The organism is Sanguibacter sp. A247, from assembly GCF_052324925.1.
GTDB lineage: Bacteria > Actinomycetota > Actinomycetes > Actinomycetales > Cellulomonadaceae > Flavimobilis.
The window spans coordinates 72061-97362 of sequence record NZ_JBQPRE010000005.1 but is presented as its reverse complement, the minus strand read 5'-3'; the positions used below and the strand labels follow the sequence as shown (position 1 = coordinate 97362).

The 25302-nt window shown below is 70.0% G+C and carries 26 protein-coding genes; 5 read left to right on the top strand and 21 right to left on the bottom strand.

Features of this window, described 5'->3' with window-relative positions; genetic code table 11:
- The first annotated feature begins 143 nt into the window (after positions 1–143).
- From ACTVCO_RS11460 to ACTVCO_RS11450, 3 genes are all read left to right on the top strand, one after another.
- Entirely contained in the window at positions 144–587 is a 444-nt protein-coding gene (locus ACTVCO_RS11460; RefSeq protein WP_443728558.1) for a Fur family transcriptional regulator, read from the top strand.
- A 75-nt stretch (positions 588–662) separates the two neighbouring features.
- Positions 663–2165 carry a catalase gene (locus ACTVCO_RS11455; protein WP_443728557.1) on the top strand — a complete coding sequence of 501 codons (1503 nt, stop codon included), beginning with the start codon at positions 663–665 and terminating at the stop codon, positions 2163–2165.
- Positions 2166–2321: 156 nt separating this feature from the next.
- The gene (locus ACTVCO_RS11450; protein WP_443728556.1) at positions 2322–2678 is read left to right on the top strand and encodes a DUF1844 domain-containing protein; all 357 of its coding nucleotides are present in this window, start codon (positions 2322–2324) and stop codon (positions 2676–2678) included.
- A gap of 110 nt (positions 2679–2788) precedes the next feature.
- On the opposite strand, the gene ACTVCO_RS11445 is transcribed toward ACTVCO_RS11450, so the two are convergent.
- The 6 genes from ACTVCO_RS11445 to ACTVCO_RS11420 are packed head-to-tail and all read right to left on the bottom strand — an operon-like array spanning position 2789 to position 7331.
- Positions 2789–3646 carry an SseB family protein gene (locus tag ACTVCO_RS11445; RefSeq protein WP_443728555.1) on the bottom strand — a complete coding sequence of 286 codons (858 nt, stop codon included), beginning with the start codon at positions 3644–3646 and terminating at the stop codon, positions 2789–2791.
- Positions 3643–4374 (bottom strand): bifunctional 1-(5-phosphoribosyl)-5-((5-phosphoribosylamino)methylideneamino)imidazole-4-carboxamide isomerase/phosphoribosylanthranilate isomerase PriA, encoded by a 732-nt coding sequence (gene priA / locus ACTVCO_RS11440; protein WP_443728554.1) that lies wholly within the window; start codon positions 4372–4374, stop codon positions 3643–3645. Before priA ends, ACTVCO_RS11445 begins: the two co-directional genes overlap by 4 nt.
- A gap of 53 nt (positions 4375–4427) precedes the next feature.
- Positions 4428–5075, bottom strand: a complete 648-nt coding sequence (hisH, locus tag ACTVCO_RS11435; protein ID WP_443728553.1) for an imidazole glycerol phosphate synthase subunit HisH — start codon at positions 5073–5075, stop codon at positions 4428–4430.
- Positions 5072–5587: a hypothetical protein gene (locus ACTVCO_RS11430; RefSeq protein ID WP_443728592.1), complete on the bottom strand. Its 516-nt coding sequence runs from the start codon at positions 5585–5587 to the stop codon at positions 5072–5074. The genes hisH and ACTVCO_RS11430 overlap by 4 nt, the downstream gene beginning before the upstream one ends.
- Positions 5587–6195, bottom strand: coding sequence for an imidazoleglycerol-phosphate dehydratase HisB (gene hisB / locus ACTVCO_RS11425; RefSeq protein ID WP_443728552.1), 609 nt, complete (start codon positions 6193–6195; stop codon positions 5587–5589). Before hisB ends, ACTVCO_RS11430 begins: the two co-directional genes overlap by 1 nt.
- Complete coding sequence (locus tag ACTVCO_RS11420; RefSeq protein WP_443728551.1) at positions 6192–7331, bottom strand: histidinol-phosphate transaminase; 1140 nt, start codon at positions 7329–7331, stop codon at positions 6192–6194. Before ACTVCO_RS11420 ends, hisB begins: the two co-directional genes overlap by 4 nt.
- An 822-nt stretch (positions 7332–8153) precedes the next feature.
- On the opposite strand from ACTVCO_RS11420, the gene ACTVCO_RS11415 reads away from it, so the two are divergent.
- Both ACTVCO_RS11415 and ACTVCO_RS11410 read left to right on the top strand, forming a co-directional pair.
- Positions 8154–10298 (top strand): RecQ family ATP-dependent DNA helicase, encoded by a 2145-nt coding sequence (locus tag ACTVCO_RS11415; RefSeq protein WP_443728591.1) that lies wholly within the window; start codon positions 8154–8156, stop codon positions 10296–10298.
- 107 nt (positions 10299–10405) lie between these two features.
- Positions 10406–11314, top strand: a complete 909-nt coding sequence (locus tag ACTVCO_RS11410) for a DUF1697 domain-containing protein (protein WP_443728550.1) — start codon at positions 10406–10408, stop codon at positions 11312–11314.
- Positions 11315–11390: 76 nt separating this feature from the next.
- On the opposite strand, the gene ACTVCO_RS11405 is transcribed toward ACTVCO_RS11410, so the two are convergent.
- The 15 genes from ACTVCO_RS11405 to ACTVCO_RS11335 all read right to left on the bottom strand — a co-directional run bounded on the left by ACTVCO_RS11405 (position 11391) and on the right by ACTVCO_RS11335 (position 25217).
- Positions 11391–11876: an ASCH domain-containing protein gene (locus ACTVCO_RS11405; protein WP_443728549.1), complete on the bottom strand. Its 486-nt coding sequence runs from the start codon at positions 11874–11876 to the stop codon at positions 11391–11393.
- A gap of 1 nt (position 11877) precedes the next feature.
- Positions 11878–13206, bottom strand: coding sequence for a histidinol dehydrogenase (gene hisD / locus ACTVCO_RS11400; RefSeq protein WP_443728548.1), 1329 nt, complete (start codon positions 13204–13206; stop codon positions 11878–11880).
- A 71-nt stretch (positions 13207–13277) separates the two neighbouring features.
- On the bottom strand, positions 13278–13505 hold the full coding sequence (locus ACTVCO_RS11395) for an RNA-binding S4 domain-containing protein (protein ID WP_443728547.1): 228 nt from the start codon (positions 13503–13505) through the stop codon (positions 13278–13280).
- Between the two features lie 63 nt (positions 13506–13568).
- Entirely contained in the window at positions 13569–13976 is a 408-nt protein-coding gene (locus tag ACTVCO_RS11390) for a pyridoxamine 5'-phosphate oxidase family protein (protein ID WP_443728546.1), read from the bottom strand.
- Positions 13977–14025: 49 nt separating this feature from the next.
- Positions 14026–17580, bottom strand: a complete 3555-nt coding sequence (gene dnaE / locus ACTVCO_RS11385) for a DNA polymerase III subunit alpha (RefSeq protein ID WP_443728545.1) — start codon at positions 17578–17580, stop codon at positions 14026–14028.
- Between the two features lie 10 nt (positions 17581–17590).
- Positions 17591–18127 (bottom strand): GNAT family N-acetyltransferase, encoded by a 537-nt coding sequence (locus tag ACTVCO_RS11380; RefSeq protein ID WP_443728544.1) that lies wholly within the window; start codon positions 18125–18127, stop codon positions 17591–17593.
- Positions 18124–19053, bottom strand: coding sequence for an RluA family pseudouridine synthase (locus ACTVCO_RS11375; RefSeq protein ID WP_443728543.1), 930 nt, complete (start codon positions 19051–19053; stop codon positions 18124–18126). Before ACTVCO_RS11375 ends, ACTVCO_RS11380 begins: the two co-directional genes overlap by 4 nt.
- Positions 19050–19667 (bottom strand): signal peptidase II, encoded by a 618-nt coding sequence (locus ACTVCO_RS11370; protein WP_443728542.1) that lies wholly within the window; start codon positions 19665–19667, stop codon positions 19050–19052. The genes ACTVCO_RS11375 and ACTVCO_RS11370 overlap by 4 nt, the downstream gene beginning before the upstream one ends.
- Before the next feature lie 84 nt (positions 19668–19751).
- Positions 19752–20213, bottom strand: coding sequence for a TraR/DksA family transcriptional regulator (locus ACTVCO_RS11365; protein WP_443728541.1), 462 nt, complete (start codon positions 20211–20213; stop codon positions 19752–19754).
- A 127-nt stretch (positions 20214–20340) separates the two neighbouring features.
- Positions 20341–21006 (bottom strand): DivIVA domain-containing protein, encoded by a 666-nt coding sequence (locus tag ACTVCO_RS11360; protein ID WP_443728540.1) that lies wholly within the window; start codon positions 21004–21006, stop codon positions 20341–20343.
- 118 nt (positions 21007–21124) lie between these two features.
- Positions 21125–21421, bottom strand: a complete 297-nt coding sequence (locus ACTVCO_RS11355) for a YggT family protein (protein WP_443728539.1) — start codon at positions 21419–21421, stop codon at positions 21125–21127.
- A gap of 12 nt (positions 21422–21433) precedes the next feature.
- Entirely contained in the window at positions 21434–21913 is a 480-nt protein-coding gene (locus ACTVCO_RS11350; RefSeq protein WP_443728538.1) for a cell division protein SepF, read from the bottom strand.
- 159 nt (positions 21914–22072) lie between these two features.
- The gene (gene pgeF / locus ACTVCO_RS11345; protein WP_443728537.1) at positions 22073–22858 is read right to left on the bottom strand and encodes a peptidoglycan editing factor PgeF; all 786 of its coding nucleotides are present in this window, start codon (positions 22856–22858) and stop codon (positions 22073–22075) included.
- A gap of 4 nt (positions 22859–22862) precedes the next feature.
- On the bottom strand, positions 22863–24218 hold the full coding sequence (ftsZ, locus tag ACTVCO_RS11340) for a cell division protein FtsZ (protein ID WP_443728536.1): 1356 nt from the start codon (positions 24216–24218) through the stop codon (positions 22863–22865).
- A gap of 180 nt (positions 24219–24398) precedes the next feature.
- On the bottom strand, positions 24399–25217 hold the full coding sequence (locus tag ACTVCO_RS11335; RefSeq protein WP_443728535.1) for a cell division protein FtsQ/DivIB: 819 nt from the start codon (positions 25215–25217) through the stop codon (positions 24399–24401).
- Between the last annotated feature and the right edge of the window lie 85 nt (positions 25218–25302).

The following is a 25302-nucleotide window of genomic DNA, read 5'->3' as shown; positions in this document are numbered from 1 at the left end:
CAGGGATGCCCCGGCTCTTGACTCCTACCGGGTGCGTTGCGTCACGGATGCCGCGAACGGGGGCCGTCAGCACTGCACCCACCCTCCAGTGTGGACCGACTACGAGATTGGAGTCCTTCCAGAAAGCATGGCAGACTAGGCGCATGACCACCGCGAACACGGCCAAGAGCCGGACGGACGACGAGGCACTCCTGCGCTCCGCAGGCCTGCGCGTCACCGCGCCGCGGCTCGCGACCCTCGCGGCACTGAGCACCCAGCCTCACGCGAGCGCCGACCAGGTGATCGGCGCAGTCCGCGCCAAACTCGGCTCCGTGTCGGTCCAAGCCGTCTACGACGTCCTCCACGTACTCGACGCCCACGGGCTCATCCAGCGCATCGAGCCCGCGGGACACCCGGCCCGCTACGAAAGGCGCCGCGGCGACAACCACCACCACGTGGTCTGTCGCTCGTGCGGCGCCGTGAGCGACGTCGACTGCGCCACCGGCCACGCCCCGTGCCTCATCCCCTCGAACGACCACGGCTTCACGATCGACACGGCCGAGGTCCTCTACTGGGGAACGTGCCCGTCCTGTCGCCCGACCGCATGACCCGGCCCTCAGCGCCCACCACTGTGACCACCGTTCGCCCGTGAAACGGCGCCGCACCACGCACAAGGAGAACCTGTGACCCAGCAGTTCACGACAAGCCAGTCCGGGACACCGATCCCGAGCGACCAGCACTCGCTCACGACCGGCCCCGACGGCATCACCGCCCTGCACGACCGCTTCCTCGTCGAGAAGCTCGCCTCCTTCAACCGGGAGCGCGTCCCGGAGCGCAACCCGCACGCCAAGGGCGGCGGCGCGTTCGGCCGTTTCGTCGTCACCGAGGACGTCTCGGCCTACACCAAGGCGGCGGTCTTCCAGCCGGGCGCCGAGGTCGAGACGCTCCTGCGCTTCTCCTCCGTCGCAGGCGAGCAGGGCTCCCCCGACACGTGGCGCGACGTGCGCGGCTTCTCGCTGCGCTTCTACACGTCCGAGGGCAACTACGACATCGTCGGGAACAACACCCCCGTGTTCTTCATCCGCGACGCGATCAAGTTCCCCGACTTCATCCACTCCCAGAAGCGCCTGGGCGCCTCGGGCCTGCGCGACGCCGACATGCAGTGGGACTTCTGGACACTGTCCCCCGAGTCGGCCCACCAGGTCACCTACGTCATGGGCGACCGCGGTCTGCCGCTCTCATGGCGCCACATGAACGGCTACGGCTCGCACACGTACTCGTGGATGAACGCCGACGGCGAGCGCTTCTGGGTCCAGTACCACTTCAAGTCCCGCCAGGGCGTCGAGTCGATGACGAACGACGAAGCCGAGAAGCTCGCCGGCTCCGACGCCGACCACTACCGCCGCGACCTCTACGAGGCGATCGAGCGTGGCGAGAACCCGGTGTGGGACCTCTTCGTCCAGGTCATGCCCTACGAAGAGGGCAAGACCTACCGCTTCAACCCGTTCGACATCACCAAGACCTGGGCTCACGCGGACTACCCCCTCATCAAGGTCGGCGAGCTCACCCTCGACCGCAACCCCGAGAACTTCTTCGCCGAGATCGAGCAGGCCGCGTTCTCGCCGTCGAACCTCGTCCCGGGCATCGGCATCTCCCCCGACAAGATGCTCATGGGTCGCATGTTCGCCTACCCCGACGCGCAGCGGTACCGCATCGGAGCGAACTACAACCAGCTCCCCGTCAACCAGCCCCACGCGGCTGAGGTGCGCAACTACCAGCACGAGGGGCAGATGCGGTACCAGTTCAGCTCCGCGACGACCCCCGTCCACGCCACCAACTCAGCCGGCGCCCCCGCGGCCGACGAGGCCCGCGCAGGCGAGGTCGGGTGGGAGACGGACGGTGCGCTCGTGCGCGCCGCCCAGACGCTCCGCTCGGACGACTCCGACTTCGGACAGGCGGGCACGCTCTACCGCGACGTGTTCGACGACGCGTCCAAGGCACGCTTCCTCGTCACCCTCACGGGACAGGGCTCGGCCATCACGGTTCCCGAGATCCGGGAGCGCTTCTTCTGGTACTGGGGCCAGGTCGACCCCACCCTCGGCGCGCAGCTCCGTGAGACCGTCGGGCACCTCGCCCCGGTCGCCGCGGCGGGCGGCGACTCCGAGGCGGAGCCGATCGGCTACTGACCCGGGCGCGACGCGGCTGGCCCAGCCATCGCGCGCGGCTCGACCCTGAGGCCCCCGTGCCGTCCACCACAGGACGGCACGGGGGCCTCGGCCATCTCCGCACGACCCCGCGGAGACACGGTCACGCCCGCACGTCTCATGCGCGATGATGGAGGCATGAGCACCGAGCACACCCACGACGACGACGTCACCCAGCAGGCAGTTCGCGACATTGCCGAGGTCAACGCGGTCGAGGTCATCACGACCGCCGCCGTTCATCTCATGAGTGCCGCAGCGGTCAAGCTCGGGCTCGCGGAGGGCGAGGAGCACCTCACCGATCTCGACGAGGCGCGCAAGCTCATCAACGCGCTCGCCGGCCTCATCGTGACGTCGGCTCCCGATATCGGTAGCCAGCACGCCCGCTCCCTGCGCGACGGCCTGCGCACCCTTCAGCTCGCGTTCCGTGAAGCCAGCGTCATCCCCGACGCTCCTGGCGAGGGCCCGGGCGAGAAGCTCACGGGCCACGTGTCCTGAGCTCGCGCCACAACCCGTCAGGGCCCCGGCCCGTCACCACCACAGCACCACAGCACCACGGCCCCGCAGTTCCGCCCGCGGGGCCGTGGTGCTGACGCGCAACCAGACGTCTAGGCCTTGCCGACGCGGATCTCGAGGGCATCGACGCGCTCAGAGATCACCGAGCTCGAGGCGAGCGCCGAGTTGATCCAGCGCAGCACCCCGTCGAGGCCCGCGCGGTCGAGGCCCGCGTCGATCCCGAGCACGACGGCGACCTCGGCCGACCGGCCCGGCTCCGCGTCCGCGCGCACGACGTGCTGCGCGGGCAGGCACGCCGCGCGCACCGCTTCGCGCACCTCGTCGTCGACGACGCCGCCAACGACCGCCGGACGCCACGGCTTGCCCTGTGCGAGAGCCCATACGGCAGGTCGCGGCACGAGAACCGTCACGGGACCGCCCGGATCGACGACGACGAGCGACCAGTTCTCCTGAACAGCCGAGAGCGCGGCACGTGAGGCGAACGACGGCACCGGACGCGCATCAGCGCGCCACGCGGCCATCGTGGCGACCGACGAAAAGACGGGCAACGCGCGTCGGCCGTCAGGGGCCTCAAGCGCGACGACGCCCGCCGAAGCCTCCTTGTCAGCCTCGACCCCGTGATCCGACGTCACGCCAGTCTCGAGCTCCGCGAGCACGGGCACAAGCACGCGAGCCTCACCCAGTGCCGCGACCACGGCCCCCATCGTGTCCGAGGAGGGCGCCGCCGCGTGTGCGTCGAGCGCCGCACCGAGGGCAGCATCAACCGTTCCGTCATCGCCCGCGAACGGGTTCTCACGCAGCTGCCGGCCGCCCCAAGGGACACCGGCCGAGTCGCTCGGGCCATCCGCCCCCTCACGCACAGCAGCCACCTGCTGAGGAACAGCGCGGACATGCCCGTCGGCGTCCGGAGCGCGCACGACGTCATCGCTGCCCGCCACGGGGTCGTTCACAGCCGACCCGCAACGTCGAGAGCCTCGGGCAACGTGAACGCGCCGTCGTACAGGGCCTTGCCGACAATCGCCTGGTCGACACCCACGCCCACGAGGGCGCGCAGTGCCCGCAGGTCATCGAGGCTCGAGATCCCACCCGAGGCGACGACCGGCGCCGCCGCGCGACGCGCAAACTCTGCGAGCAGCTCGACGTTCGGGCCCTGGAGCATGCCGTCCTTGGTCACGTCGGTCACGACGTAGCGCGAGCACCCAGCTGCGTCGAGACGCGCAAGGACCTCCCACACGTTGCCGCCGTCCTCGGTCCAGCCGCGCGTCGCAACCGTCTCCCCGCGCACGTCGAGCCCCACAGCAACGCGGTCGCCGTACTCGCCGAGCACGCGCGCGGTCCACTCCGGATTCTCGACGGCGGCCGTGCCGAGGTTGACACGCGCCGCTCCTGTTCCGAGCGCCCGCTCGAGCGAAGCGTCGTCGCGGATCCCACCCGTGAGCTCGACCGAGATGTCGAGGCGGCCCACGACCTCCCGCAGCAGCTCAGCGTTCGAGCCGCGTCCGAAGGCCGCGTCAAGATCGACGAGATGCAGCCATTCGGCACCGCCCGCCTGCCACTCGAGCGCTGCCTCGAGCGGGTCGCCGTAGCTCTTCTCGGACCCGGCCACCCCCTGCGTGAGACGGACAGCCTGGCCGTCGACGACATCGACGGCGGGCAGGAGGACGAGACGGTCGGACATGACAACTCCGTGGACTGTCGAGGCGCGATCGCGCCGAGGAATATGACTGCGGCTCAGCGCAGCGTGCCGAGCCAGTTCGAGAGCAGCTGGGCTCCCGCATCGCCGGACTTCTCCGGGTGGAACTGCGTCGCGGCAAGCGGGCCGTTCTCGACTGCAGCAACGAATCGGCCACCGTGGTCGGCCCATGTGACGCGCGGCGCCGGGAAGCGGGTGTCGTCGGGCTCGTCCGTCCCCAACGCGAAGGACTGGGCGGCGTAGGAGTGCACGAAGTAGAAGCGCTCGTCCTCGATCCCCGCGAAGAGCCGCGAGCCCTCGGGGACCTCGACTGTGTTCCAGCCCATGTGGGGAACGACGGGTGCCGCGAGCCGCTCGACGACGCCCGGCCACTGGCCGAGCCCTTCGGTGCTCACGCCGTGCTCCACACCCGCGTCAAACATCACCTGCTGGCCGACGCAGATGCCCAGCACGGGCAAACCACCTGCGAGGCGGCGTTCGACGATCCAGTCGCCACGCACGCCTCGCAGGCCCGCCATCACGGCGGCGTATGCGCCGACGCCGGGCACGACGAGACCGTCGGCCGCCATCGCGGCGTCACGGTCTGACGTCAGCTCGACCTGTGCCCCGACCCGCTCGAGGGCGCGGACAGCTGATCGCACGTTGCCAAAACCGTAGTCGAGGACGACGACGCTCCGTGCGGTCACTGCTCCTTCCGCATCTTCTTGGCGATCTTCTTCAGCGCTCGCATCGCGCCGAGGCGCGACAGCGTCGTCGAGTCCGCGACGCCCTGCAGGTCAGCGATCGTCTTCTCACCGAGGATGAGGTCCTCAAGGTCGGCGGGAGCCGAGTCGAGCAGGAGACCAGCGGGAATGTCGGCACCGCGCTCCCCGCCCTCCCAGCGGCTCGCGCTCAGCTGCGAGCCCGAGCGCGTGACAAGCACGACCTCGGAGCCCTGCAGGAGGCCCGAGACCGCGGACGCGGCCTCGAGGGGCGCTGTTCCGGCGCGCTCGCGCAGCACCGCGATAGCACCGATCCGGCTCGGGACGACGTCAGCGGCCACCTGCGCGAGCGCGCACAGCGCGACAAGCGGCTCCGCGCCAGCGACCTGCGTGAGCAGGAGCGCTATGCTCGGCTCGGGGGCCGAGCCGAGGGAATCGAGCCCCGAGAGGTCGTCGGGCACCTCGAACGAGAGGTCGTCGGGCAGGTCCTGCGACATCACAGGGCGCCCTTCGTCGACGGGATGCCGTCGACCCGCGGGTCGAACGCGATGGCGGCCCTCAGCGCCCGCGCGAGCGCCTTGAACTGCGCCTCGACGATGTGGTGCGGGTCACGACCCGCAAGCACCGTGACGTGCAAGCAGATGTTCGCGTGGTGCGCGATCGACTCGAGGACGTGGCGCGTGAGCGACCCGGTGAAGTGCCCGCCGATGAGGTGGTACTCCTGCCCGGCCGGCTCACCGTCGTGCACGAGGTAGGGACGGCCCGAGACGTCGACCACGGCGCGCGCGAGCGCCTCATCGAGCGGCACGTGCGCGTCACCGAAACGTGCGATGCCACGCTTGTCACCGAGCGCCGTCCTGAGGGCCTCGCCGAGGCAGATCGCGACGTCCTCGACCGTGTGGTGCGCGTCGATGTGCGTGTCGCCCTCGGCCCGGACCGTGAGGTCGATGAGCGAGTGCTTGCCGAGAGCGGTGAGCATGTGGTCGTAGAACGGCACGCCCGTCGAGATCTCGGTGCGGCCGCTGCCGTCGAGATCGAGCTCGACGACGACGCTCGACTCCGACGTCGTGCGCTCGATACGCGCGGTGCGCTTGGTCGCAGTCACAGGTCAACTACCTCCACGAGGGCGTTCTTGAACGCCACCATCTCTTCACGCGTGCCGATCGACACGCGCAGCCAGCCATCGGGACCAGTCTCCCGGATGAGCACGCCCCGATCCAACAAGCCCTGCCAGACGGCATGGCGGTCGGGGAACGTTCCGAAGAGCACGAAGTTCGAGTCCGAGTCCGCAACGGCGAGCGGACGCCCGTCGACCCGTTGGGCCCGGAGCCACGCAACCGTCGCGTCACGCTCCTCACGCAGCTCGGCCACCTTGCCGAGAAGGGACGGAGCGTGCGTGAGCGCGGCGCGCGCGACCGCCTGGGTCACGGCCGAGAGGTGGTACGGCAGGCGGACGACCCGCAGGCCGTCGACGAGCTCCGTCCGAGCGGCGAGGTAGCCCACCCGGGCGCCCGCGAGCGCGAACGCCTTGGACATCGTGCGGCTCACAGCGAGGTTGGGGTACTCCGCGAGCAGCTCGAGGGCACTGGACACACCTGCGCGCCGGAACTCTGCGTAGGCCTCGTCGACGACGACGATCGCCGGTGCTCCGTCGACGTCGACCTCGAGGGCCGCGTCGAGGACCGCTCGGATCGTGGCCAGGGGCAGCGCGGTGCCCGTCGGGTTGTTGGGGCTCGTGAGGATGATGACCGACGGCTGTTCCGCACGGACGATGCCGACGGCGTGCGCCGCGTCGAGCGTGAAGTCCTCCTCGCGTCGTCCCACGACGTAGCGCGAGTGCGTGTCACGCGCGTACTCGGGGTACATCGAGTAGGTCGGTGCGAACGAGACCACGGTGCGCCCCGGTCCGGCGAAAGCCTGCAGGACGTGAAGCATGACCTCGTTCGAGCCGTTGGCGGCCCAGATCTGCTCGGCCCCGAGACGGACCCCAGACTCCTCTGCCAGGTAGTCGGCGAGGTCGCCGCGCAGCCCGAGGAAGTCGCGGTCGGGGTAGCGGTTGAGCCCCGCGGTCGCCTGCGCGACGGCGTGCGCGACGGACTCGACGACCTCGGCGGAGGGTGCGTACGGGTTCTCGTTGACGTTGAGGAGCACGGGCACGTCGAGCTGGGGGGCGCCGTAGGGCACCTCGTCCGCGAGCTCGGGACGGATCGGCAACCTCAGTGCGCGGTCGGGGGTAGTCACGAGGCGATCCTAGGACTCGGGCGACCTCGGGCGGCATCTGATTCCACGCTCTGGGCCGTCGCACGCGGCGTCCGGCGCCTCGCACGCCGCGGTCGATCCGACCCCGGCGGGGCGCTCCGACGTGCCGTCCACCGCAGGTGCGTGCGCAGGCCACACATGTCGGTGACTGTCCGTAGGCTGGGAACCATGTCCGACGAGCTCCAGCACCCCGACGTCTCCCCGCACACCGGGGCCCCTCGCACTCCCGAGGACAGCTCGCCGCCGTCCGGCACCGAGCCGCGCATCGCCGCAGCAACGGCGCCGGAGCAGACCGCGGACGAGCCGCGTCGTGGCACACCGGGACGCTGGGGTGCCGAGCCGGACTGGTCGCTCCTCGAGGGGCGTCCGCGTCGACACATCGAGGACACGGGCCCCGGGTGGGGTGCGAGCGCGCTCGATGCCCGGACCCTCGCCCACGCGCCCGACGACCCCGAGGCGGCACCCGCCTGGTCGCACGGGTCGGCCCTCGCTCCTGAGCCACGGGTCCCGGACGAGCCGGCCGCGCAGGCAGCGCCTACGTCGGCCGCGTCGGCTGCGACGGCTGCGACAGAGCCCACGCCCCCTGCAAGGATTCCGGACGCCACTCCAGCGGCCCAGCCCGCGGGACGCCCCGACGCGCAGCACGTGCCAGCGGCACCCGACGTCGTCTGGGACGACGAGGGTGTGCCGCTCATCGAACCGCCTGCGGACCTTGACGACGTCCCGCCCGAGGAGCCCTGGGACCCGACGCCCGTCGTGCGCACCGCGCCCCGCCCCGCAGCCACGCCAGTCCCCCGCCCCCGCGTGCCGCGCTCCGACCCGGACGTCGGCGGACGCGACGCCGCCGAGACGATCCTGCGCAGGCTCGTCGGGCGCGACGACGTGCAGCTGCGCGAGGACCAGTGGACAGCGATCGAAGCACTCGTCGCCCACCAGCGTCGCGTTCTCGTCGTGCAACGCACGGGCTGGGGCAAGTCGGCCGTGTACTTCGTCGCAACCGCCCTCCTGCGGGAGGCGGGCGAAGGCCCGACCGTCATCGTCTCCCCCCTTCTCGCACTCATGCGCGACCAGGTCGCAGCCGCCGAACGCGCTGGAATCCGCGCCGTGACGATCAACTCCTCGAACGTCACCGAATGGGATGACATCCACGACAAGATCGCCGCGGGCGAGGTCGACGTCCTCCTGTGCTCGCCCGAACGCCTCAACAACCCGGACTTCCGCGACACCGTCCTGCCACGCCTCGCCGCTGACGCGGGCCTCGTCGTCGTCGACGAAGCCCACTGCATCTCCGACTGGGGCCACGACTTCCGCCCCGACTACCGCCGCATCCGCGACCTCGTCGCCAACCTGCCCGCAGGGATCCCCGTGCTCGCCACAACCGCAACCGCGAACAAGCGCGTCACACGCGACGTCGCCGAACAGCTCGCGGTGCACGCAGGCTCCCCCGCGGGCGAGGACGTCCTCGTGCTGCGCGGGGCCCTCGACCGCGAGTCGCTCCACCTCGCCGTCCTGCCCGTCACCGACCAGCCCACACGCATCGCATGGCTCATCTCTGCGCTCGCCGAGCTCGACGGCTCGGGAATCGTCTACTGCCTCACCGTCTCGGCCGCTGAGCAGGTCGCCGAGCAGCTCCGCGGCGCGGGGCTCGCGGTCAAGGCCTACACGGGACGCACCGACTCCGCAGAACGCGAGCAGCTCGAGGCTGATCTCAAGGGCGACCGGGTCAAGGCCCTCATCGCCACGAGCGCCCTCGGCATGGGCTTCGACAAGCCAGACCTTGGCTTCGTCATCCACCTCGGCGCACCGAGCTCACCCATCGCGTACTACCAGCAGGTCGGACGCGCAGGACGCGGCGTCGACCGAGCGGTCGTCGTCCTCGCGCCTGGTGAGGAGGACCAACGGATCTGGGAGTACTTCGGCTCGCTCGCGTTCCCCGCACAGGAGCAGGTGCGCACCGTTCTCAACGCCCTCGGCGAGGGCGCGACGATGTCACTCCCCCAGCTCGAGACGCGGGTCGACCTCAAGAGGTCGCGCCTCGAGACCATGCTCAAGGTCCTCGACGTCGACGGCGCGGTGCGCCGCGTCCGCGGCGGCTGGACGGCAACCGGTGAGACCTGGCACTACGACGCCGACCGCTACCGGCGCGTCGAGCAGGCGCGGCAGCACGAGCAGAAGGCGATGCTCGACTACCAGCGCACCGAAGGCTGCCGCATGGCCTTCCTCCGAGCACAGCTCGACGATCCTGACCTCGCCCCCTCCTGGCGCTGCGGTCGTTGCGATCGCTGCGCCTCCATGTCGCTGCCTCCCCTGCCCGACCACAGCGCCGTGTCCGCAGCGCGTGAGCGCATGGACCGGCCTGGCATCGAGATCACCACGCGCCGCCAGTGGCCGAGCGGCATGTCATCGCTCGGGGTCGACCTCTCGGGACGTCTCGGAGCGGACGAGCTCGCCGAGCCGGGGCGTGCCGTCGCGCGCCTCGACGGCCTGGGGTGGTCCGCGCCGCTCCGAGAGCTCTTCGCGCCGTCGACACCCGACGGCGAGGTGCCCCGTGCACTACGAACGGCAGCTGCCCGCGTGCTCGACGAATGGTCCGACGTCCAGACGGTCGACGGCATCGTCCTCATCGCCTCGGCGACCCGCCCCGCGCTCGTCAGCCACCTGGCGCATGGCCTCGGCCGCTACCTGTCGAAGCCCGTGGTGGGCGAGATCGTGCCCGAGCCCGGGACCACAGCGGGCAGGCACGACGTCAACTCGGCACTGCGCCTCGCGGGGGTCGTCCAGCGCCTGCGCCCTGCACTGTCCGACGCCGCACGCACCGGTCTGCCCGGCAGGCGCGTCCTGCTCATCGATGACTACACCGATTCCGGATGGACCCTCACGGTCGCAGCCCGGCTCCTGCGCCAGGCCGGGGCGTCCGCCGTCCTGCCGTTCGTCCTCGCGCAGGCCTAGGCCAGCCCTTGCCCACGCATCGACACCGCCGCGCACGCACGGTGATCGCCGTCTTTATCACGGTCACCGATGAGGACGGCCGGACGCCGTCGCGCTAGCCTCGCCCTATGCCCGCACCTGAAGTTGCCCCCACCGATGTCCGGCTCGCCGCACTCCTGCGGGGCGTCAACGTCGGAGGGCGCACGATCGCCATGTACGAGCTGCGCGACGTCATCACGCGCACCGGTGCGAGCCAGGTCCGGACAGTCCTCGCGAGCGGCAACGTCCTGCTCGACGTCGGATCCGAGCGGCCGCACGCCGAGGTGCGCGCAGAGCTCGAAAAGGCTGTCAGCGAACACTTCGACTTCGACGCGCACATCGCGCTCGTCCCGCTCGAGCTCATCGAGGACCTCGCTGCCGGCGCGCCGTGGGTGGGCGACGACGCGTGGCACATCTACGTCGCGTTCTCGACCGAGCCCGGCTTGCTACGTGAGGCGACAGCACTCACGCAGGACCAGCTCGCGCAGGAGACCGCAGCAGCGCTGGACCTCGAGCCCCAGGCCCCCGAGCCGACCTCAGCAGAGCTTCCACCCCCGCAGGCGACCACGCCCGAGCCCACGGCTGCCCCCGGCCCGTCGTCGATCGACGCCCCCGAAGGCAGCCGCCTCGCCGAGGTGCGTGCTCGCGCGTCCTCGCGCCGGACCCTCGACGATGCCCTCGCCGCGAATGCCGCAGCCCAGGAGCGCGTCACCGAGCTACGGATGCGCACGGGACGCACCGAGGCCTGCTCGGTCGTCGCCGCCGCATTTCTCGTCGGAGGCGCCGAGCGCGACGAGCCGGCTGGCGATCTCATCGAGAGCTGGCAGCACCCACCGGCAGAGCTCGCAGCACGGCTCGCGGCCGTCGGCCTCGACGCACTGTGGTGGCGCTGCCCCCGCGGCTCGTCCCTCACGACCCCGCTCGCGAAGACGCTCGCCCGCAAGAAGTTCGCCAGCACGACGACGCGCAACGTGAGGACCCTGCTCAGGCTCTCCTGACCCTGCTCGAGCCGCCCCAGAGGCGCGTGTCTCCCACCTCACGTCCGCCAGTTCCGTCCGGCGATCGGTCGCGGACTCAGTGGTCAGCGACCTCGGGCGGCCACACGACGACGAAACGCTCAGCAATGACGATGCTGCCCGGACCGAACGGCACCCCGAGACGCACCGCGGCGCGCTTCCAGTATCGCTCGTGCCCCTCACGCCATGACTCGAGCGAGAGGTCACCCTCACCCTCGGCCCGGGCAAAGTCCTCGTCGACCTCGTCGAACCGCACAGCCTCGACGGTCGTCGTGCGCAGCACGCACCGCGGCATGCCAGCGCCGTCGCACATCACCCAGTGATCATCCACAGCGGGCGCGGTCTCTCCACCCGCGGTCACCTCGGCCTCGAGCGTCGCCGTGCCACGCTTGGCCCCCGTCAGCACAAGGTGGAGGAGCTCGTCTGCGAGACGCGGACTGTCACCAAAAGACTCGATGCCCACAGGGCGGGTGTCCGCTGGGACAGCTCCCGATGCGGCGTACGCCCGCCACATCGCCTGGGCGGCTGCGAGATCGGGCGACATCTCAGCTCTCGAAGCGCGCGCGCACCGCTTCACCGTGCGCAGGAAGGTCCTCCGCGTCAGCGAAGGTCACGATGCGACCGGCAATCTCCTCGAGCGCGGAACGCGAGTAGTCGACCACCTGGACGGCCCTCATGAACGAGTGCACCCCGAGGCCGCTCGAGTAGTGCGCGCAGCCACCCGTCGGAAGAACGTGGTTGGAGCCCGCCATGTAGTCGCCGAGCGGAACCGGCGAGTAGGCGCCGACGAAGATCGCTCCCGCACTCGTCACACGGTTCGCGAGCGCAGCCGCGTCGGCCGTCTGGATCTCCAGGTGTTCGGCGCCGTAGGCGTTGACGACCGCAAGACCTTGCTCGATGTCGTCGACAAGGACGATCGCCGACTGCGGGCCGCCGAGAGCCGTCGCAACACGCTCGACGTGCTTCGTCGCTGCGGACCGCCGTGCGAGCGCACCCTCGACCGCGTCCGCCAGCTCGAGGGAGTCCGTGACGAGCACCGACGCCGCCATCGGATCGTGCTCCGCCTGGCTCAGCAGGTCGGCCGCAACGTGCTCGGCGTCAGCGGTCGCATCCGCAAGGATCGCGATCTCGGTCGGCCCGGCTTCAGCATCGATTCCGACGACGCCCCGGACGAGCCGCTTCGCCGCGGCAACATAGACGTTGCCCGGGCCTGTGATGACGTCAACCGGTTCGGCGAGGATCTCGCCGTCCTGCGGCTCGGAGCCGACCGCGCCGTACGCGAACATCGCGATGGCCTGTGCGCCACCTGCCGCGTAGACCTCCTCGACGCCGAGGAGCTCGCACGCCGCGAGGATCGTCGCGTTCGGCAGCCCGCCATCGACAGCCTGGGGCGGGGATGTCACCGCGAGCGAGGCAACCCCGGCCTCCTGAGCCGCGACCACGTTCATGATGACCGAGGACGGGTAGACCGCGAGACCGCCAGGAACATAGAGGCCGACGCGCTGGACGGGGATCCACCGCTGACGCACGGTCGCCCCCGGGGCCACGTCGACAGTGAAGTCGGCGGGTCGCTGGGCCGCGTGGACCGCGCGGACCCGCGCGATCGTCTCATCGAGTGCCGCGCGGAGCTCGGTCGGGAGGCTGGCGAGCGCCGCCGTCATCGCCTCAGCGGGCACCCGAAGATGTTCGGGCCGGACCCGGTCGAACGTCTCGGCGTAGTCACGCAGCGCTGCAGCGCCGCGCGCACGCACGTCCTCCACGACGGGGGCGACGACCCGGGTCGCGTCCTCGACGCCGACCTCGGGACGCGGCAGAACCGCAGCAAGCTCACGGGCGGACAGGGAGCGACCACGCAGGTCCAGACGGTTGATCACCGCTCGAGCCTAGCCCTCACGGGACACAGGCTGCACTGGATTTCGCCGAGCGGACGCGGCTGGGCCGGGGATCAGGCGTCGCGTACGACGCGCGCCGATCGGGTCCCACCGGGCCCCGCGACCTCGACGACGTCACCGGGGACGAGCTGACGTCCACGGCGCGTGTCGAACTCTCCGTTGACGCGTACCTCACCCTCGGTCACGAGGTCACGCGCCTCGGCTCCGGACTCGGCAAGGTCAGCCAGCTTGAGGAACTGGCCGAGGCGGATGGACTCATCGCGGATCGTCACGTCGTGCATGGATCCATTCTCGCAGGCGCCCGCGCCGCCCCCTGACAGACGAGCGTCGGGCATGACCGCGCCTCACCGCGTCATGTACCCCGACCCGAGCACACGGTCAGGGCGCACGAGCAGCACGATGCGCTCCGGGTTGTCCTCCAGCTTCCGGTAGCGCACGGCATACCGACGGACGGCTTCAGCAACCTCGGCCGGGTCGTCCGAGACGGTCGCCGTGCCCTCGGCGGTCAGCCACCGTCCGCCGTCGACCTGACAGATCGCCACCCGTGCCGGGCCACCTGCACCGTCACCGCGCGCGATGTTGCGCGCCTTGACGCTCGTGCGCTCGGTCGTGATGCGGATGAGGTGCGCGTCCCCGTCCCACGTGAACGCGACGGGAACCACGTGCGGCGTGCCGTCGGCACGCAGCGTCGTGAGCGTGGCGAGGTGCCGCTCAGTGAGGAAGATCGTCTGCTCAGGGGTGAGGGAGCGCACGATGGCCTTTCGGGAGGGAGCGATGGTGGACGGACCGGTGCGCGCGGCGTCAGCCGAGGCAGCTCGGACCGAAGAGGACCTTGAGGTCGCCGAAGAGCGCAGGGGTGCGGTCGACCCGGAACCGGTCAGCAGCGCGCAGGAGCGTGGCACGCCCAGGTCGCGTCACACGGATGTGGACCTCGGAGGATCCCGGGTGCGCCCGAAGGATCTCGCGCAGCTTCTCGATCTCCGACTGTGTGCACCGCGACTCCGGCACGACGACGCGCACGGGAGCGTCGGGACCCACCGAGAGGTCAGGCAACGAGAGCTCCATCGCCTGAAGCGACATCGACTCGTCGCGGCGACGCACGCGGCCTCTCAGCACGACGATCTGGTCCTCTGCGAGCACGGTCGAGTAGGCCGTGTAGGTCTCGCCGAAGAACATCACCTCGATCGAGCCCTCGAGGTCCTCGATGGTTACCGCAGCCCACGGGTTGCCGTTCTTCGACATCTTGCGCTGGAGCCCCGTGATGAGCCCCGCGATGACGACCGTCGAGCCGTCAGGCCGCGCCTCGTCGGCGATGAGGCTCGCCACCGAGGTCTCGGCAGCACGCTCGAGAACGTGCTCGAGGCCCGAGAGGGGGTGGTCGGACACATAGAGCCCGAGCATGTCGCGCTCGAAGGCGAGGAGCTGCTTCTTGTCCCAGTCGGGCAGGTCCGGGACCTCCACCGAGAAGCCGACGGCGTCCTCGTCCGCACCTCCGAAGTCGGCGAAGAGGTCGAACTGCCCCTCGGCCTCCTTGCGCTTGACGCCGATCACGGCGTCGACCGCCTGCTCGTGGACCATGACGAGCGCGCGACGCGTGTGGCCGAGCGAGTCGAACGCGCCGCCCTTGATGAGCGACTCGATCGTGCGCTTGTTGCACACGACCGCCGGAACCTTGTCGAGGAAGTCGGTGAACGAGGTGAAGTCCCCCTTCTCCTCGCGCGCACGAACGATCGCGTCGACGACGTTGGCGCCCACGTTGCGGATCGCGGTGAGCCCGAAGCGGATGTCGGCTCCGACCGCGGTGAAGTTCGCGGCCGAGGAGTTGACGTCGGGCGGGAGCACCGTGATGCCCATGTGTCGACACTCACCGAGGTAGAGCGCCGACTTGTCTTTGTCGTCGCGCACGCTCGTGAGGAGCGCAGCCATGTACTCACCCGGGTAGTGCGCCTTGAGGTACGCGGTCCAGTACGAGACAAGCCCGTACGCGGCCGTGTGCGCCTTGTTGAAGGCGTAGTCGGCGAACGACTCAAGGACGTTCCACAACGCCTGCTGCGCCTCGGAGGAGAAGCCGTGGGCTGTCATGCCCGCGAAGAAGTCCGCCTGCTGCTTGTCGAGCTCGGACTTCTTCTTCTTGCCCATGGCCCGCCGCAGCACGTCGGCCTGACCGAGCGAGAACCCGGCGACCTTCTGCGCGGCCGCCATGACCTGCTCCTGGTAGACGATGAGGCCGTAGGTGCCGTCGAGGATCTCCGAGAGAGGATCCGCGAGCTCCGGATGGATCGGGGTGATCTCCTGGAGCCCGTTCTTGCGCAGCGCATAGTTCGTGTGCGAGTTCACGCCCATGGGGCCCGGGCGGTAGAGCGCGAGGACCGCCGAGATGTCTTCGAAGTTGTCGGGCTTCATGAGGCGCAGGAGCGACCGCATGGGACCGCCGTCGAGCTGGAAGACCCCGAGCGTGTCACCGCGCGAAAGGAGCTGATAGCTCGCCACGTCATCGAGCTCGAGGTCCTCGAGGACGAGCGGCTCCTTGCCGTTCATCACGATGTTCTCGAGCGCATCGTCAAGGATCGTGAGGTTGCGCAGGCCGAGGAAGTCCATCTTGATGAGGCCGAGGCCCTCGGACGTCGGGTAGTCGAACTGCGTGATGACCGCGCCGTCCTGGGGCCGCCGCATGATCGGGATGATGTCGATGAGCGGGTCGCTCGACATGATGACGCCGGCCGCGTGGACTCCCCACTGGCGCTTGAGGCCCTCGATGCCACGCGCCATCTCGACGACGCGCTGTGCGTCTGGGTCGGCGGTGTGGATCTGCCGGAACTCGTCGGCCTCGTGGTACCGCTTGTCCGACGGGTCGAAGATCCCCGTGAGGCTGATGTCCTTGCCCATGATCGCGGGCGGCATCGCCTTGGTGAGCTTCTCGCCCATGGCGAACGGGAAACCGAGCAGACGCGAGGAGTCCTTGAGAGCCTGCTTGGCCTTGATCGTGCCGTAGGTGACGATCTGCGCGACGCGGTCCTCGCCGTACTTCTCGGTGACGTACCGGATGACCTCGCCCCGCCGACGCTCGTCGAAGTCGACGTCGAAGTCGGGCATCGAGACGCGCTCGGGGTTGAGGAACCGCTCGAAGATGAGGCCGTGCTGCAGCGGGTCGAGGTCGGTGATGCGCATCGCGTAGGCGGCCATCGAGCCCGCTCCCGAACCACGGCCCGGCCCGACACGGATGCCGTTGTTCTTCGCCCAGTTGATGAAGTCCGCGACGACGAGGAAGTAGCCGGGGAAGCCCATCTGAACGATGACGCCGACCTCGTAGTCAGCCTGACGGCGCACATCGTCGGGGATGCCGTCCGGGTAGCGCACGCGGAGGCCGGTCTCGACCTCCTTGATGAACCAGCTCGTCTCATCCTCGCCCGGAGGGCAAGGGTAGTTCGGCATGTAGTTCGCCGAGGTGTCGAACGACACCTCGCACTGCTCCGCGACGAGGAGGGTGTTGTCGCACGCCTCGGGGTGGTCGGCGAAGAGCCGCCGCATCTCGGCGGCGCTCTTCACGTAGTAGCCCGTGCCCTGGAAGGCAAAGCGGTTGCCACCCTGCTCGTACGTCGGCTCCGTGAGCGCCGAGCCGGAGTTGATCGCAAGGAGCGCCTCCTGGCTCGCAGCATCCTCCTCGCGCACGTAATGGAGGTCGTTGGTCGCAAGGAGCGGGGCGCCGATCTTCTGCGAGAGCTCGAGGAGCTGCGCGGACACGCGCGTCTCGATGTCCAGCCCGTGGTCCATGAGTTCGACGTAGAAGTACTCCTTGCCGAAGATGTCCTGCAGCTCGCCCGCGACACGCACAGCCTCGTCCCACTGGCCGAGCCGGAGCCGCGTCTGGACCTCGCCCGACGGGCAGCCCGTCGATGCGATGAGACCCCCCGAGTAGCGCTCGAGCAGGTCGCGGTCCATGCGCGGCCACTTGCCCATCTGCCCCTCGAGCGACGCGTACGACGACGCGCGGAAGAGGTTGTGCAGACCCTCGTTGTTGCGCGCCCACATCGTCATGTGGGTGTACGCCCCACGCGCCGAGACGTCGTCGGACTCCTGACCCTGGACGCCAAAACGCACCCGGGTCTGGTCGAAGCGGCTCGTACCCGGGGTCACGTACGCCTCGACCCCGAGGATCGGCTTGATCCCCGTGGCCGTCGCCTGACGCCAGAAGTCGAAGGCCCCGAAGAGGTAGCCGTGGTCGGTCGTCGCGATCGCCGCCTGGCCCTGACGCTCGACCTCTTTCATGAGGTCACCGACGCGCGCCGCGCCGTCGAGCATCGAGTACTCCGTGTGGACGTGCAGGTGGACGAAGTCCTCAGAGGTGCTCGGCGACATGCCCCCGAGTCTAGGACGAGCCGCCGACCTTCTTGGCCTCGGCGGGTGGCCGCGCGAGGTCGAGGTACGCGTCCCGGTGCTCGATCCCAGCATCGAGGTAGGTCTCGCCGACGACCGTGTAGCCGAGCGACTCGTAGAAGCCGAACGCCTGCACCTGCGCCGAGAGGACAGACCTCACGGCGCCGTCGACGCCGTGGTCGGCCAACGCGACCGCGTGGGCCGCGTGCATGAGCGCGCGCCCCACGCCCCGGCCGCGTGCGATCGCTCGCACGGCCACCCGGCCCACGTGAATCTCACCCGGGTGCTCCGGGTCTGCCAGGACGCGCGCAGTCCCGAGCACCGTGCCGTCCGCGTCGAGCGCGAGCAGGTGCGTCGTCGTCGCAGCGTCGTCGAGCGCGTCGATCTCTTCGTCGAGCGGAACCCGCTGCTCCTCGACGAACACCTCGAGCCGCACGGCGAGGCAGTCCCCGAGCCGCGTCGCATCGTCCAGACGCACGACGCTCACGGCCCCCTCACCGAGGACGGGACGCGTGCCGTCGGAGCTCACCGGTAGCCCTCGGCGACCACGTCGAGCGCGTGCGTCAGGTCGTCCGGGTACTCCGACGTCACCTCGATCCACCGTCCGTCGGAGGGGTGCGCGAAACCGAGCCGCATCGCGTGCAGCCACTGGCGCGAGAGGCCCGCGCGCTCCGCGAGCGTCGGGTCGGCGCCGTACATCGTGTCGCCGACGCACGGGTGCCGCAGCGCGGAGAAGTGCACGCGGATCTGATGGGTGCGCCCCGTCTCGAGGTGCACCTCGACGAGGCTCGCCGCCGGGAACATCTCGAGAACCTCGTAGTGCGTCACGGACTCTTTGCCCCCCGCGACGACCGCGAACTTCCAGTCCGAGGACGGGTGGCGGCCGATGGGTGCGTCGATCGTGCCGACCGACGGGTCCGGATACCCCTGGACGAGCGCGTGATAGACCTTCTCGACCGTGCGCTCCTTGAACGCACGCTTGAGGACCGTGTACGCATGCTCGCTCTTGGCGACGACCATGAGTCCGCTCGTGCCTGCGTCGAGACGGTGCACGATGCCCTGGCGCTCGGGAGCGCCCGACGTCGAGATGCGATACCCGGCGGCGGCAAGCGCGCCGACGACCGTCGGTCCCGTCCACCCCGGTGCGCCGTGCGCCGCGACGCCCACAGGTTTGTCGATGACGACGCAATCGTCATCGTCGTAGCGGATCACCATGCCGGGGACCGGCTCGGGCGGCACCTCGACGTGCGGCGTCGACGCGGGGATCTCAACCTCGAGCCAGGATCCAGCGGGGAGGCGGTCCGACTTGCCGACGACCTTGCCGTCGAGGATGACGCCCCCGGCCTCCGCGATCTCCGCGGCACGCGAGCGGGACAGGCCGAGCAGGCGCGCAAGGCCTGCATCGACCCGCTCACCGGCGAGACCGTCGGGAACGGGCAGCGAGCGTGAGGTCACGACGGGGTGCCCTCGTGCGTCGGCGCGTCCACGTCCTCGGCCGAACCGTCGTCGGTCGCATCCGCGTCCGCGGGGGCGCTGTCGTCCGTCGGGCTCGCGGGCGCACGACCGGACTCGTCACCAAAGGGCACCCCGCGGAACGAGAGCCAGACGACGAGGATCGCTGCGCCGACGATCGCGATGTCCGCGACATTGCCGACGAAGAATCCCGCGTAGTTGATGAAGTCGACGACGTGCCCGTGCCCGAAGCCGGGATCCCGCGCGAGACGATCCACCAAGTTGCCGACCGCGCCACCCAGGATGAGGGCGAGCGCGAAGGCCCACGGACGCGACGTGATCCGACGCGAGCTCAGCACGATGACGATCGAGACACCGACGACGAGAAGCGTGAGGATCCACGTAAAGCCCTCGCCGATCGACAGTGCAGCGCCCGGATTGAAGACGAGCTTCCAGCCGAGCAGCTCCCCGAGGAACCAGTGGGTCTCGGCCCCGGGCTCGAGCCGCGCGAGCGCGAGCTCCTTCGTGGCTTGATCGATCCCGGCGAGCACGAGCGCACCGAGGAGGATCGGCCACAGAAGCCGTCGCTGCCGGGTGGGGGCAGTGGTCGCACGCACGGGTGTATGTGCCGCTGGGGGCGTCGTCTCGTCAGTCATGGCCGCCTCAGTCTGCCACGGCCAGGGCCGTACTCCCCGCAGCGATCAGCGACGTTCGGCAAGCTGCTTGCAGCGCACGCACATCGCCGCGCGGGGGAACGCCTCGAGACGCGCCTTCCCGATCGGCCCACCGCACACCTCACACGTCCCGTAGCTGCCGTCGGCGATGCGGGACAGCGCGCGACGGTTCTGGTCGAGGAGGTCACGGGTGTTGTTGACGAGCGTCAGCTCCTGCTCGCGCTCCAGCGCGCTCGATCCCGAGTCCGCCTGGTCGTCCCCGGCGCCCTCGCCAGAGTTGCGCAGCAGCTCCGTGAGGTCCGCGTCCGCGGTCTCGAGCTCGATCTCAAGACGCTCCGACTCCTCGATGAGGCCGAGGGCCAGCGTCTTCACCTCCTTCGTCGTCCACGGCTCTTCGCCGTCGCGCACCTGGAACAGCTTGACGTCCTTGGCAAGACGCGGAAAGCGCTCGGCGAACGTGGGGGCGGGCGTAGCGTCCTGGATCGACATCGGCTGGCCTCTCTGACTACGGGAATGCTGAGGATAGACGTCACAGTCGGGACGGACAACCGCGCACAAGGTGCAGCGGGTCCGTCCCGACCGAAAATACGGGTGCCCGTTCAGGCGGGCGGCGCCGTCAGATGGAGCGGCCGGAGTCCTTCTCGTTGGCCGGCATCACAGCACCGCGGTTGTTGAGGTCCCCGAGAAGGTTCTCGAGGTAGCTCTGCAGACGCGTGCGGTAGTCACGCTCGAACTGGCGAAGCTCGTCGATCTTCCTCTCGAGAAGACCACGCTCCTGCTCAAGCTGACCGAGCGTGCGAGCGGAGGTCTCCTGCGCCTCGCGGACGATGCGCTCACCCTCGCTGCGCGCCTCCGTCACGAGACGGTCGCCTTCTTCCTGGCCCGAACGCACGTAGTCGTCGTGGAGCTTCTGCGCGAGCTGAAGCATGCCGGTCGCGGACTCGGGCTCGGACATCCGCATCTGCGCGGCCGGGACCGGCGGCGCGACGGGCGCCGGCTCGGGAGCAGGTGCGGGCGCGGGGGTCGGCTCGGGCGTGTGCACCGGAGCCGGCGCGGATGCGGCCGCGGCAGCCTGGGCCGCGTTCTGACGCGTGAGCTCTGCGACCCGACGCTCGGCTGCGGCGAGCTTGCTCTTGAGGTCGCCGTTCTCGCCCTCGTAAGCGCGCAGCGTGTTGAGCACCTCATCGAGGAAGTCGTCGACCTCAACGATGTCGTAGCCCTCGCGGAACTTCGTCGCCGTGAACTTCTTGTTCAGGATGTCGTCCGTGGTCAGCAGTTCCATCGGGTCACCTCTGTTGCAGTCGTTGCGGATCCTGACGGACCTGACGTCAGGTACGCCGAGGATCACGCTATCGGAAAATTAGGGGACGGTCGTCATCGACGCCGTCATGGTGTGCACGCTACAACGATCGGGCGAGTATCCCGAGAACGTTCATGAGAAGCGAACACGCGAGAAAGAGGACGATGAACGACAGGTCGACCTGCACCCGTCCGAGACGCAGGGGCGGGATGAAGCGCCTGAGCAGCCGCAGTGGCGGATCGGTGATCGTGAAGACGAACTCGCACAAGACAAGCACGAATCCGCGCGGCCGCCAGTCGCGCGCAAAGACCTGGATCCAGTCAATGACGACCCGAGCCAGAAGGACGAGCATGTAGAGCCAGACGACGAGGCTCAGGACGGAGAGAAGGAGGTCCACGGAACCTGCGCGTCAGCTCTGGTTGAAGATGCCGGCGCGCGCGTTTTCGCCGCGGTTCTCACCGGAGATCTCCACGCTCTCGGGAGACAGGAGGAAGACCTTGTTCGTCACGCGCTCGATCGAGCCACGGAGACCGAAGATCAGCCCTGCCGAGAAGTCGACGAGACGCTTGGCGTCCGAGTCGTCCATGTCCGAGAGGTTGATGATGACGGGCGTCCCGGACCGGAAGGCCTCGCCGATCTGACGTGCGTCGTTGTACGACCGGGGGTGAACCGTCGTGATGCGACGCAGCTCGGGAGCCGACGCCACCGCCTGCACACCACGGCTGATCGGGGTTACCTGTGCATGCGTCTCGCTCACGGTCTCCACCTCGGGCTCGAAGTCCTGGTAGTCCTCGACGTACTCGTCGTGGTAGTCCTCGGCGTACTCCTGGCCGCCGCGGTCGTCCGCGAGGCCCAGGTACAGCATCGTCTTGCGCAGCGCTCCGGCCATCGCCTTGCTCCTCCGTCGTCGTCCAGTTCACCCATGGGGGTGGCTCCACGCTAACCGGCACCCCCGTGCTCCTCCCGTACCGACACGCCCGTGTCGCCCGGGGGAATCCACGGTGAGGCACTGACCGGAGTCGGCACCGCCGGCTCGCCGCCGGCGCCCTCACGCCGTGAGCGCGACGACTCCCGCGAGACGGCCTGTCGTACCGGGGCCACCCGGCCGGGTCGCGCGGCGATGGGAGAAGAGCGAAGGGTCCTCGATCGTGCACCGCGCGTCGTGCGTGATGTCCTCGACGCCCGCGCGCCGCAGGCGCGCGATGACGGCGGCAGGAAGGTCGAGCGCAGGTGTCCCCCACGACGTCGTCGACATCGACGACGGAGCGAGGGCCGCGACAGCCTCCTGCAAGGTCGCCGGCACCTCGTAGCAGCGCCCGCACGCGCTCGGGCCGACGACGACCCGCGTACGGGCGGCCGTCGCACCGAGGCCCGCCATCGCGTCGAGAACCGCGCCGACGACGTCACGCTCGACGCCACGGCGACCGGCGTGGGCCACGCCGACGACACCCGCGCGCGCGTCAGCGAGCAGAACCGGGACGCAGTCCGCCACCTGGACCGCGAGGCCGAGGCCGACCGTGGACGTGACGAGGCCGTCGGCCTCGCCGACGGCGTCGACGTCCACTCTCATCGGCCCCGCCGCCTCGAGGACGGTCGCGCCGTGCACCTGGACGGCGTACACGACCTCGAGCCCGAGGGAGCGCGCGAGCAGCCTTCGGTTGGCCCGCACTCGCTCGGCCTCGTCACCGCACGTGAGCCCCAGGTTGAGCCCGGGTGCGTCGAGCGGACCCCACGGGGTGGGCGACACCCCGCCCGCCGACTCCGTGAAGACAGCGCGAACCCCAGCGCCGAGGTCGTACTCGGACAGCCGGGGTTCGCGTGGAGCCAGGGTCATCGGGTCACTTGAGGAAGTCCGGGATATCCAGGTCGTCGGCACGCCGACGCGGAGCTTCCTCCTCAAAGACTCGCGGGACCTCGAGCCGTCCGGTCGCCTGCGGTTCGTCGGTGTCGCCGAGGAACGCGGGAACCTGCTCGCCCGCTGCCGAGCGCGCGTACGGCGACGCCGGACGCACGGGCTCCGCGTCAGCGGGGTGCGTGCTCTGCGGCTGAACCGCGCGCTGCCACGACGGACGATCCGCGTCGTCCTCGATCGGGAGGATCGGACGGACCTGCGAGTGCGCACCCGTCTGGGCCGACGGCTCGCGGCGGGCCGCAGCAGCCGGTGCCTGCGCGGCGGGCGCGGCAGCGGGTCGGCCGGCTGCGGGCTCGACCTGACCGAGGCCGCGGCCGTCCTTGCGGGGCAGAGGCGCACCGCCGTCGAAGCCCGCGGCGATCACCGTGACGCGCACCTCGTCGCCGAGCGCGTCGTCGATGACCGTACCGAAGATGATGTTCGCCTCGGGGTGGGCGGCCTCATGGACGAGACGTGCAGCCTCGTTGATCTCTTGCAGGCCGAGGTCAGAGCCACCCTGGATCGAGATGAGCACGCCGTGGGCGCCGTCGATCGAGGCCTCGAGGAGCGGGGAGGAGATCGCGAGCTCGGCGGCCTGGACCGCACGGTCCTCGCCGCGAGCAGAACCGATACCCATGAGCGCAGAGCCCGCGCCCTGCATGACGGACTTGACGTCCGCGAAGTCGAGGTTGATCAGACCCGGCGTCGTGATGAGGTCGGTGATGCCCTGGACACCTGAGAGGAGCACCTGGTCAGCCTGGTGGAACGCGCTGAGCGCGGACACCGAGCGGTCCGCCATCGACAGCAGGCGGTCGTTCGGGATGACGATGAGCGTGTCGACCTCGTTGCGCAGCGCCTCGATGCCGGCGTCGGCCTGGTTGGCACGACGACGACCCTCGAACGAGAACGGCCGCGTGACGACGCCCACCGTCAATGCGCCGAGCGAGCGTGCGATGCGCGCGACGACGGGCGCGCCACCCGTGCCGGTGCCGCCGCCCTCGCCCGCGGTGACGAAGACCATGTCGGCGCCGCGCAGGACGTCCTCGATCTCCTCCGCGTGGTCCTCGGCTGCCTTCTTGCCGACCTCGGGGTCGGCGCCCGCCCCGAGACCACGCGTGAGCTCGCGGCCCACGTCGAGCTTGACGTCGGCGTCCGACATGAGAAGGGCCTGTGCGTCGGTGTTGATCGCGATGAACTCGACGCCCTTGAGCTCGACCTCGATCATGCGGTTGACGGCGTTCACGCCACCACCGCCGATGCCCACCACCTTGATGACTGCCAGGTAGTTCTGCGGTGTTGCCACGGGAGGTGCCTCTCGGTCGGTCGCAACCTTCACCCTCAGGTAGAGGGTTAGAGTTATGTCAGATTGTGCTACGTCGACGGTAGGTCGGACCGCGCCAAGGACCAAGCACCTCGGCGTCGCGTGTCGCGCGTGTCGCGCCACTGGCCCCGACAGCTCGGACAGAACGGATCGCGACGTACGTCACCGTGTGATGGGCGCCGTGGGTGCAGACACGTCGAAGACCTTCGAGCCCTTCGTCTTCTGCGCGGTCCGCAACACCTCGACCACCCGGACCTTGAGCGCCGCATCCGCTTTGCCGCCCCACAGCACGGTCGCTCCCCCGCTCAACGTCATCCGCACGTCATCCGGGCTCTCGGCCGAGATCGTCCGCACCTCGCGCGCGAGCGACTCCGGCAACGCATTGAGCAGGATGAGCGCCGACTCGAGCGTCCGACGCCCCTCGTCGGCGATGTCGAACGTCATCGTCGGCAGCCCCTCAGGCGCCGAAGCCGCGCGGCCCACCTGGACGCCCTCGTCGTCGAGCAGGACGACACCCGGCCCCTGCGGGACCGCAGCGACGGGCTCGCGCGAGACAAGCTCGACCCTCAGCCCCCGAGGCCAGTCACGCGTGAGCCGTGCGTCGCGCACACCGGGGACGTCGAGGATCCGGCCGCGCAACGCCACGGTGTCGAGCCGCGTGAGCGGAACATCCGCCACCTCGTCGATGACCCGCGAGACATCGCCCGGTTCGATGACGGTGCCCTCCCCCGAGACGACAACCTCACCCGGGTCGAGCGCGAACAAGGGCGAGAAGAAGACGCCCCACACGAGCGCGCCGAGGGCGACGACGCCCGCAGCAGCCCACGCGCTCCGCACCCACCAGCGCCTGCGACGCTGCGCGTCGATCTCCGCCCGCCGTGCCGCCAGACCGGTCGAGACGACCTGACGCCGCGGCCCCGCGACGAGCGGAACAGCACCCGTGCGCGCGGACGCGACCGTCTTTGCGGACGCCAGGCTCACCGTCGGACGCGCAGCGCCCGACGACGCCGCCGACCGAGGCGTCTCACCTGTCGTGCCCCCACCACGGCGCGCACCCGTCGGCCGG

Excerpts from the sequence above, each read along its gene's own strand:
- ACTVCO_RS11395 (WP_443728547.1), bottom strand. The coding sequence starts at position 13,505 with ATGCACGACGTGACGATCCGCGATGAGTCCATCCGCCTCGGCCAGTTC.
- ACTVCO_RS11350 (WP_443728538.1), bottom strand. The coding sequence starts at position 21,913 with ATGGCCGGAGCGCTGCGCAAGACGATGCTGTACCTGGGCCTCGCGGAC.
- ACTVCO_RS11460 (WP_443728558.1), top strand. The coding sequence starts at position 144 with ATGACCACCGCGAACACGGCCAAGAGCCGGACGGACGACGAGGCACTC.
- dnaE (WP_443728545.1), bottom strand. The coding sequence starts at position 17,580 with ATGTCGCCGAGCACCTCTGAGGACTTCGTCCACCTGCACGTCCACACG.
- pgeF (WP_443728537.1), bottom strand. The coding sequence starts at position 22,858 with ATGACCCTGGCTCCACGCGAACCCCGGCTGTCCGAGTACGACCTCGGC.
- ACTVCO_RS11430 (WP_443728592.1), bottom strand. The coding sequence starts at position 5,587 with ATGTCGCAGGACCTGCCCGACGACCTCTCGTTCGAGGTGCCCGACGAC.
- ACTVCO_RS11365 (WP_443728541.1), bottom strand. The coding sequence starts at position 20,213 with ATGTCGATCCAGGACGCTACGCCCGCCCCCACGTTCGCCGAGCGCTTT.
- ACTVCO_RS11410 (WP_443728550.1), top strand. The coding sequence starts at position 10,406 with ATGCCCGCACCTGAAGTTGCCCCCACCGATGTCCGGCTCGCCGCACTC.
- ACTVCO_RS11405 (WP_443728549.1), bottom strand. The coding sequence starts at position 11,876 with ATGTCGCCCGATCTCGCAGCCGCCCAGGCGATGTGGCGGGCGTACGCC.
- ACTVCO_RS11450 (WP_443728556.1), top strand. The coding sequence starts at position 2,322 with ATGAGCACCGAGCACACCCACGACGACGACGTCACCCAGCAGGCAGTT.
- ACTVCO_RS11360 (WP_443728540.1), bottom strand. The coding sequence starts at position 21,006 with ATGGAACTGCTGACCACGGACGACATCCTGAACAAGAAGTTCACGGCG.
- priA (WP_443728554.1), bottom strand. The coding sequence starts at position 4,374 with ATGTCCGACCGTCTCGTCCTCCTGCCCGCCGTCGATGTCGTCGACGGC.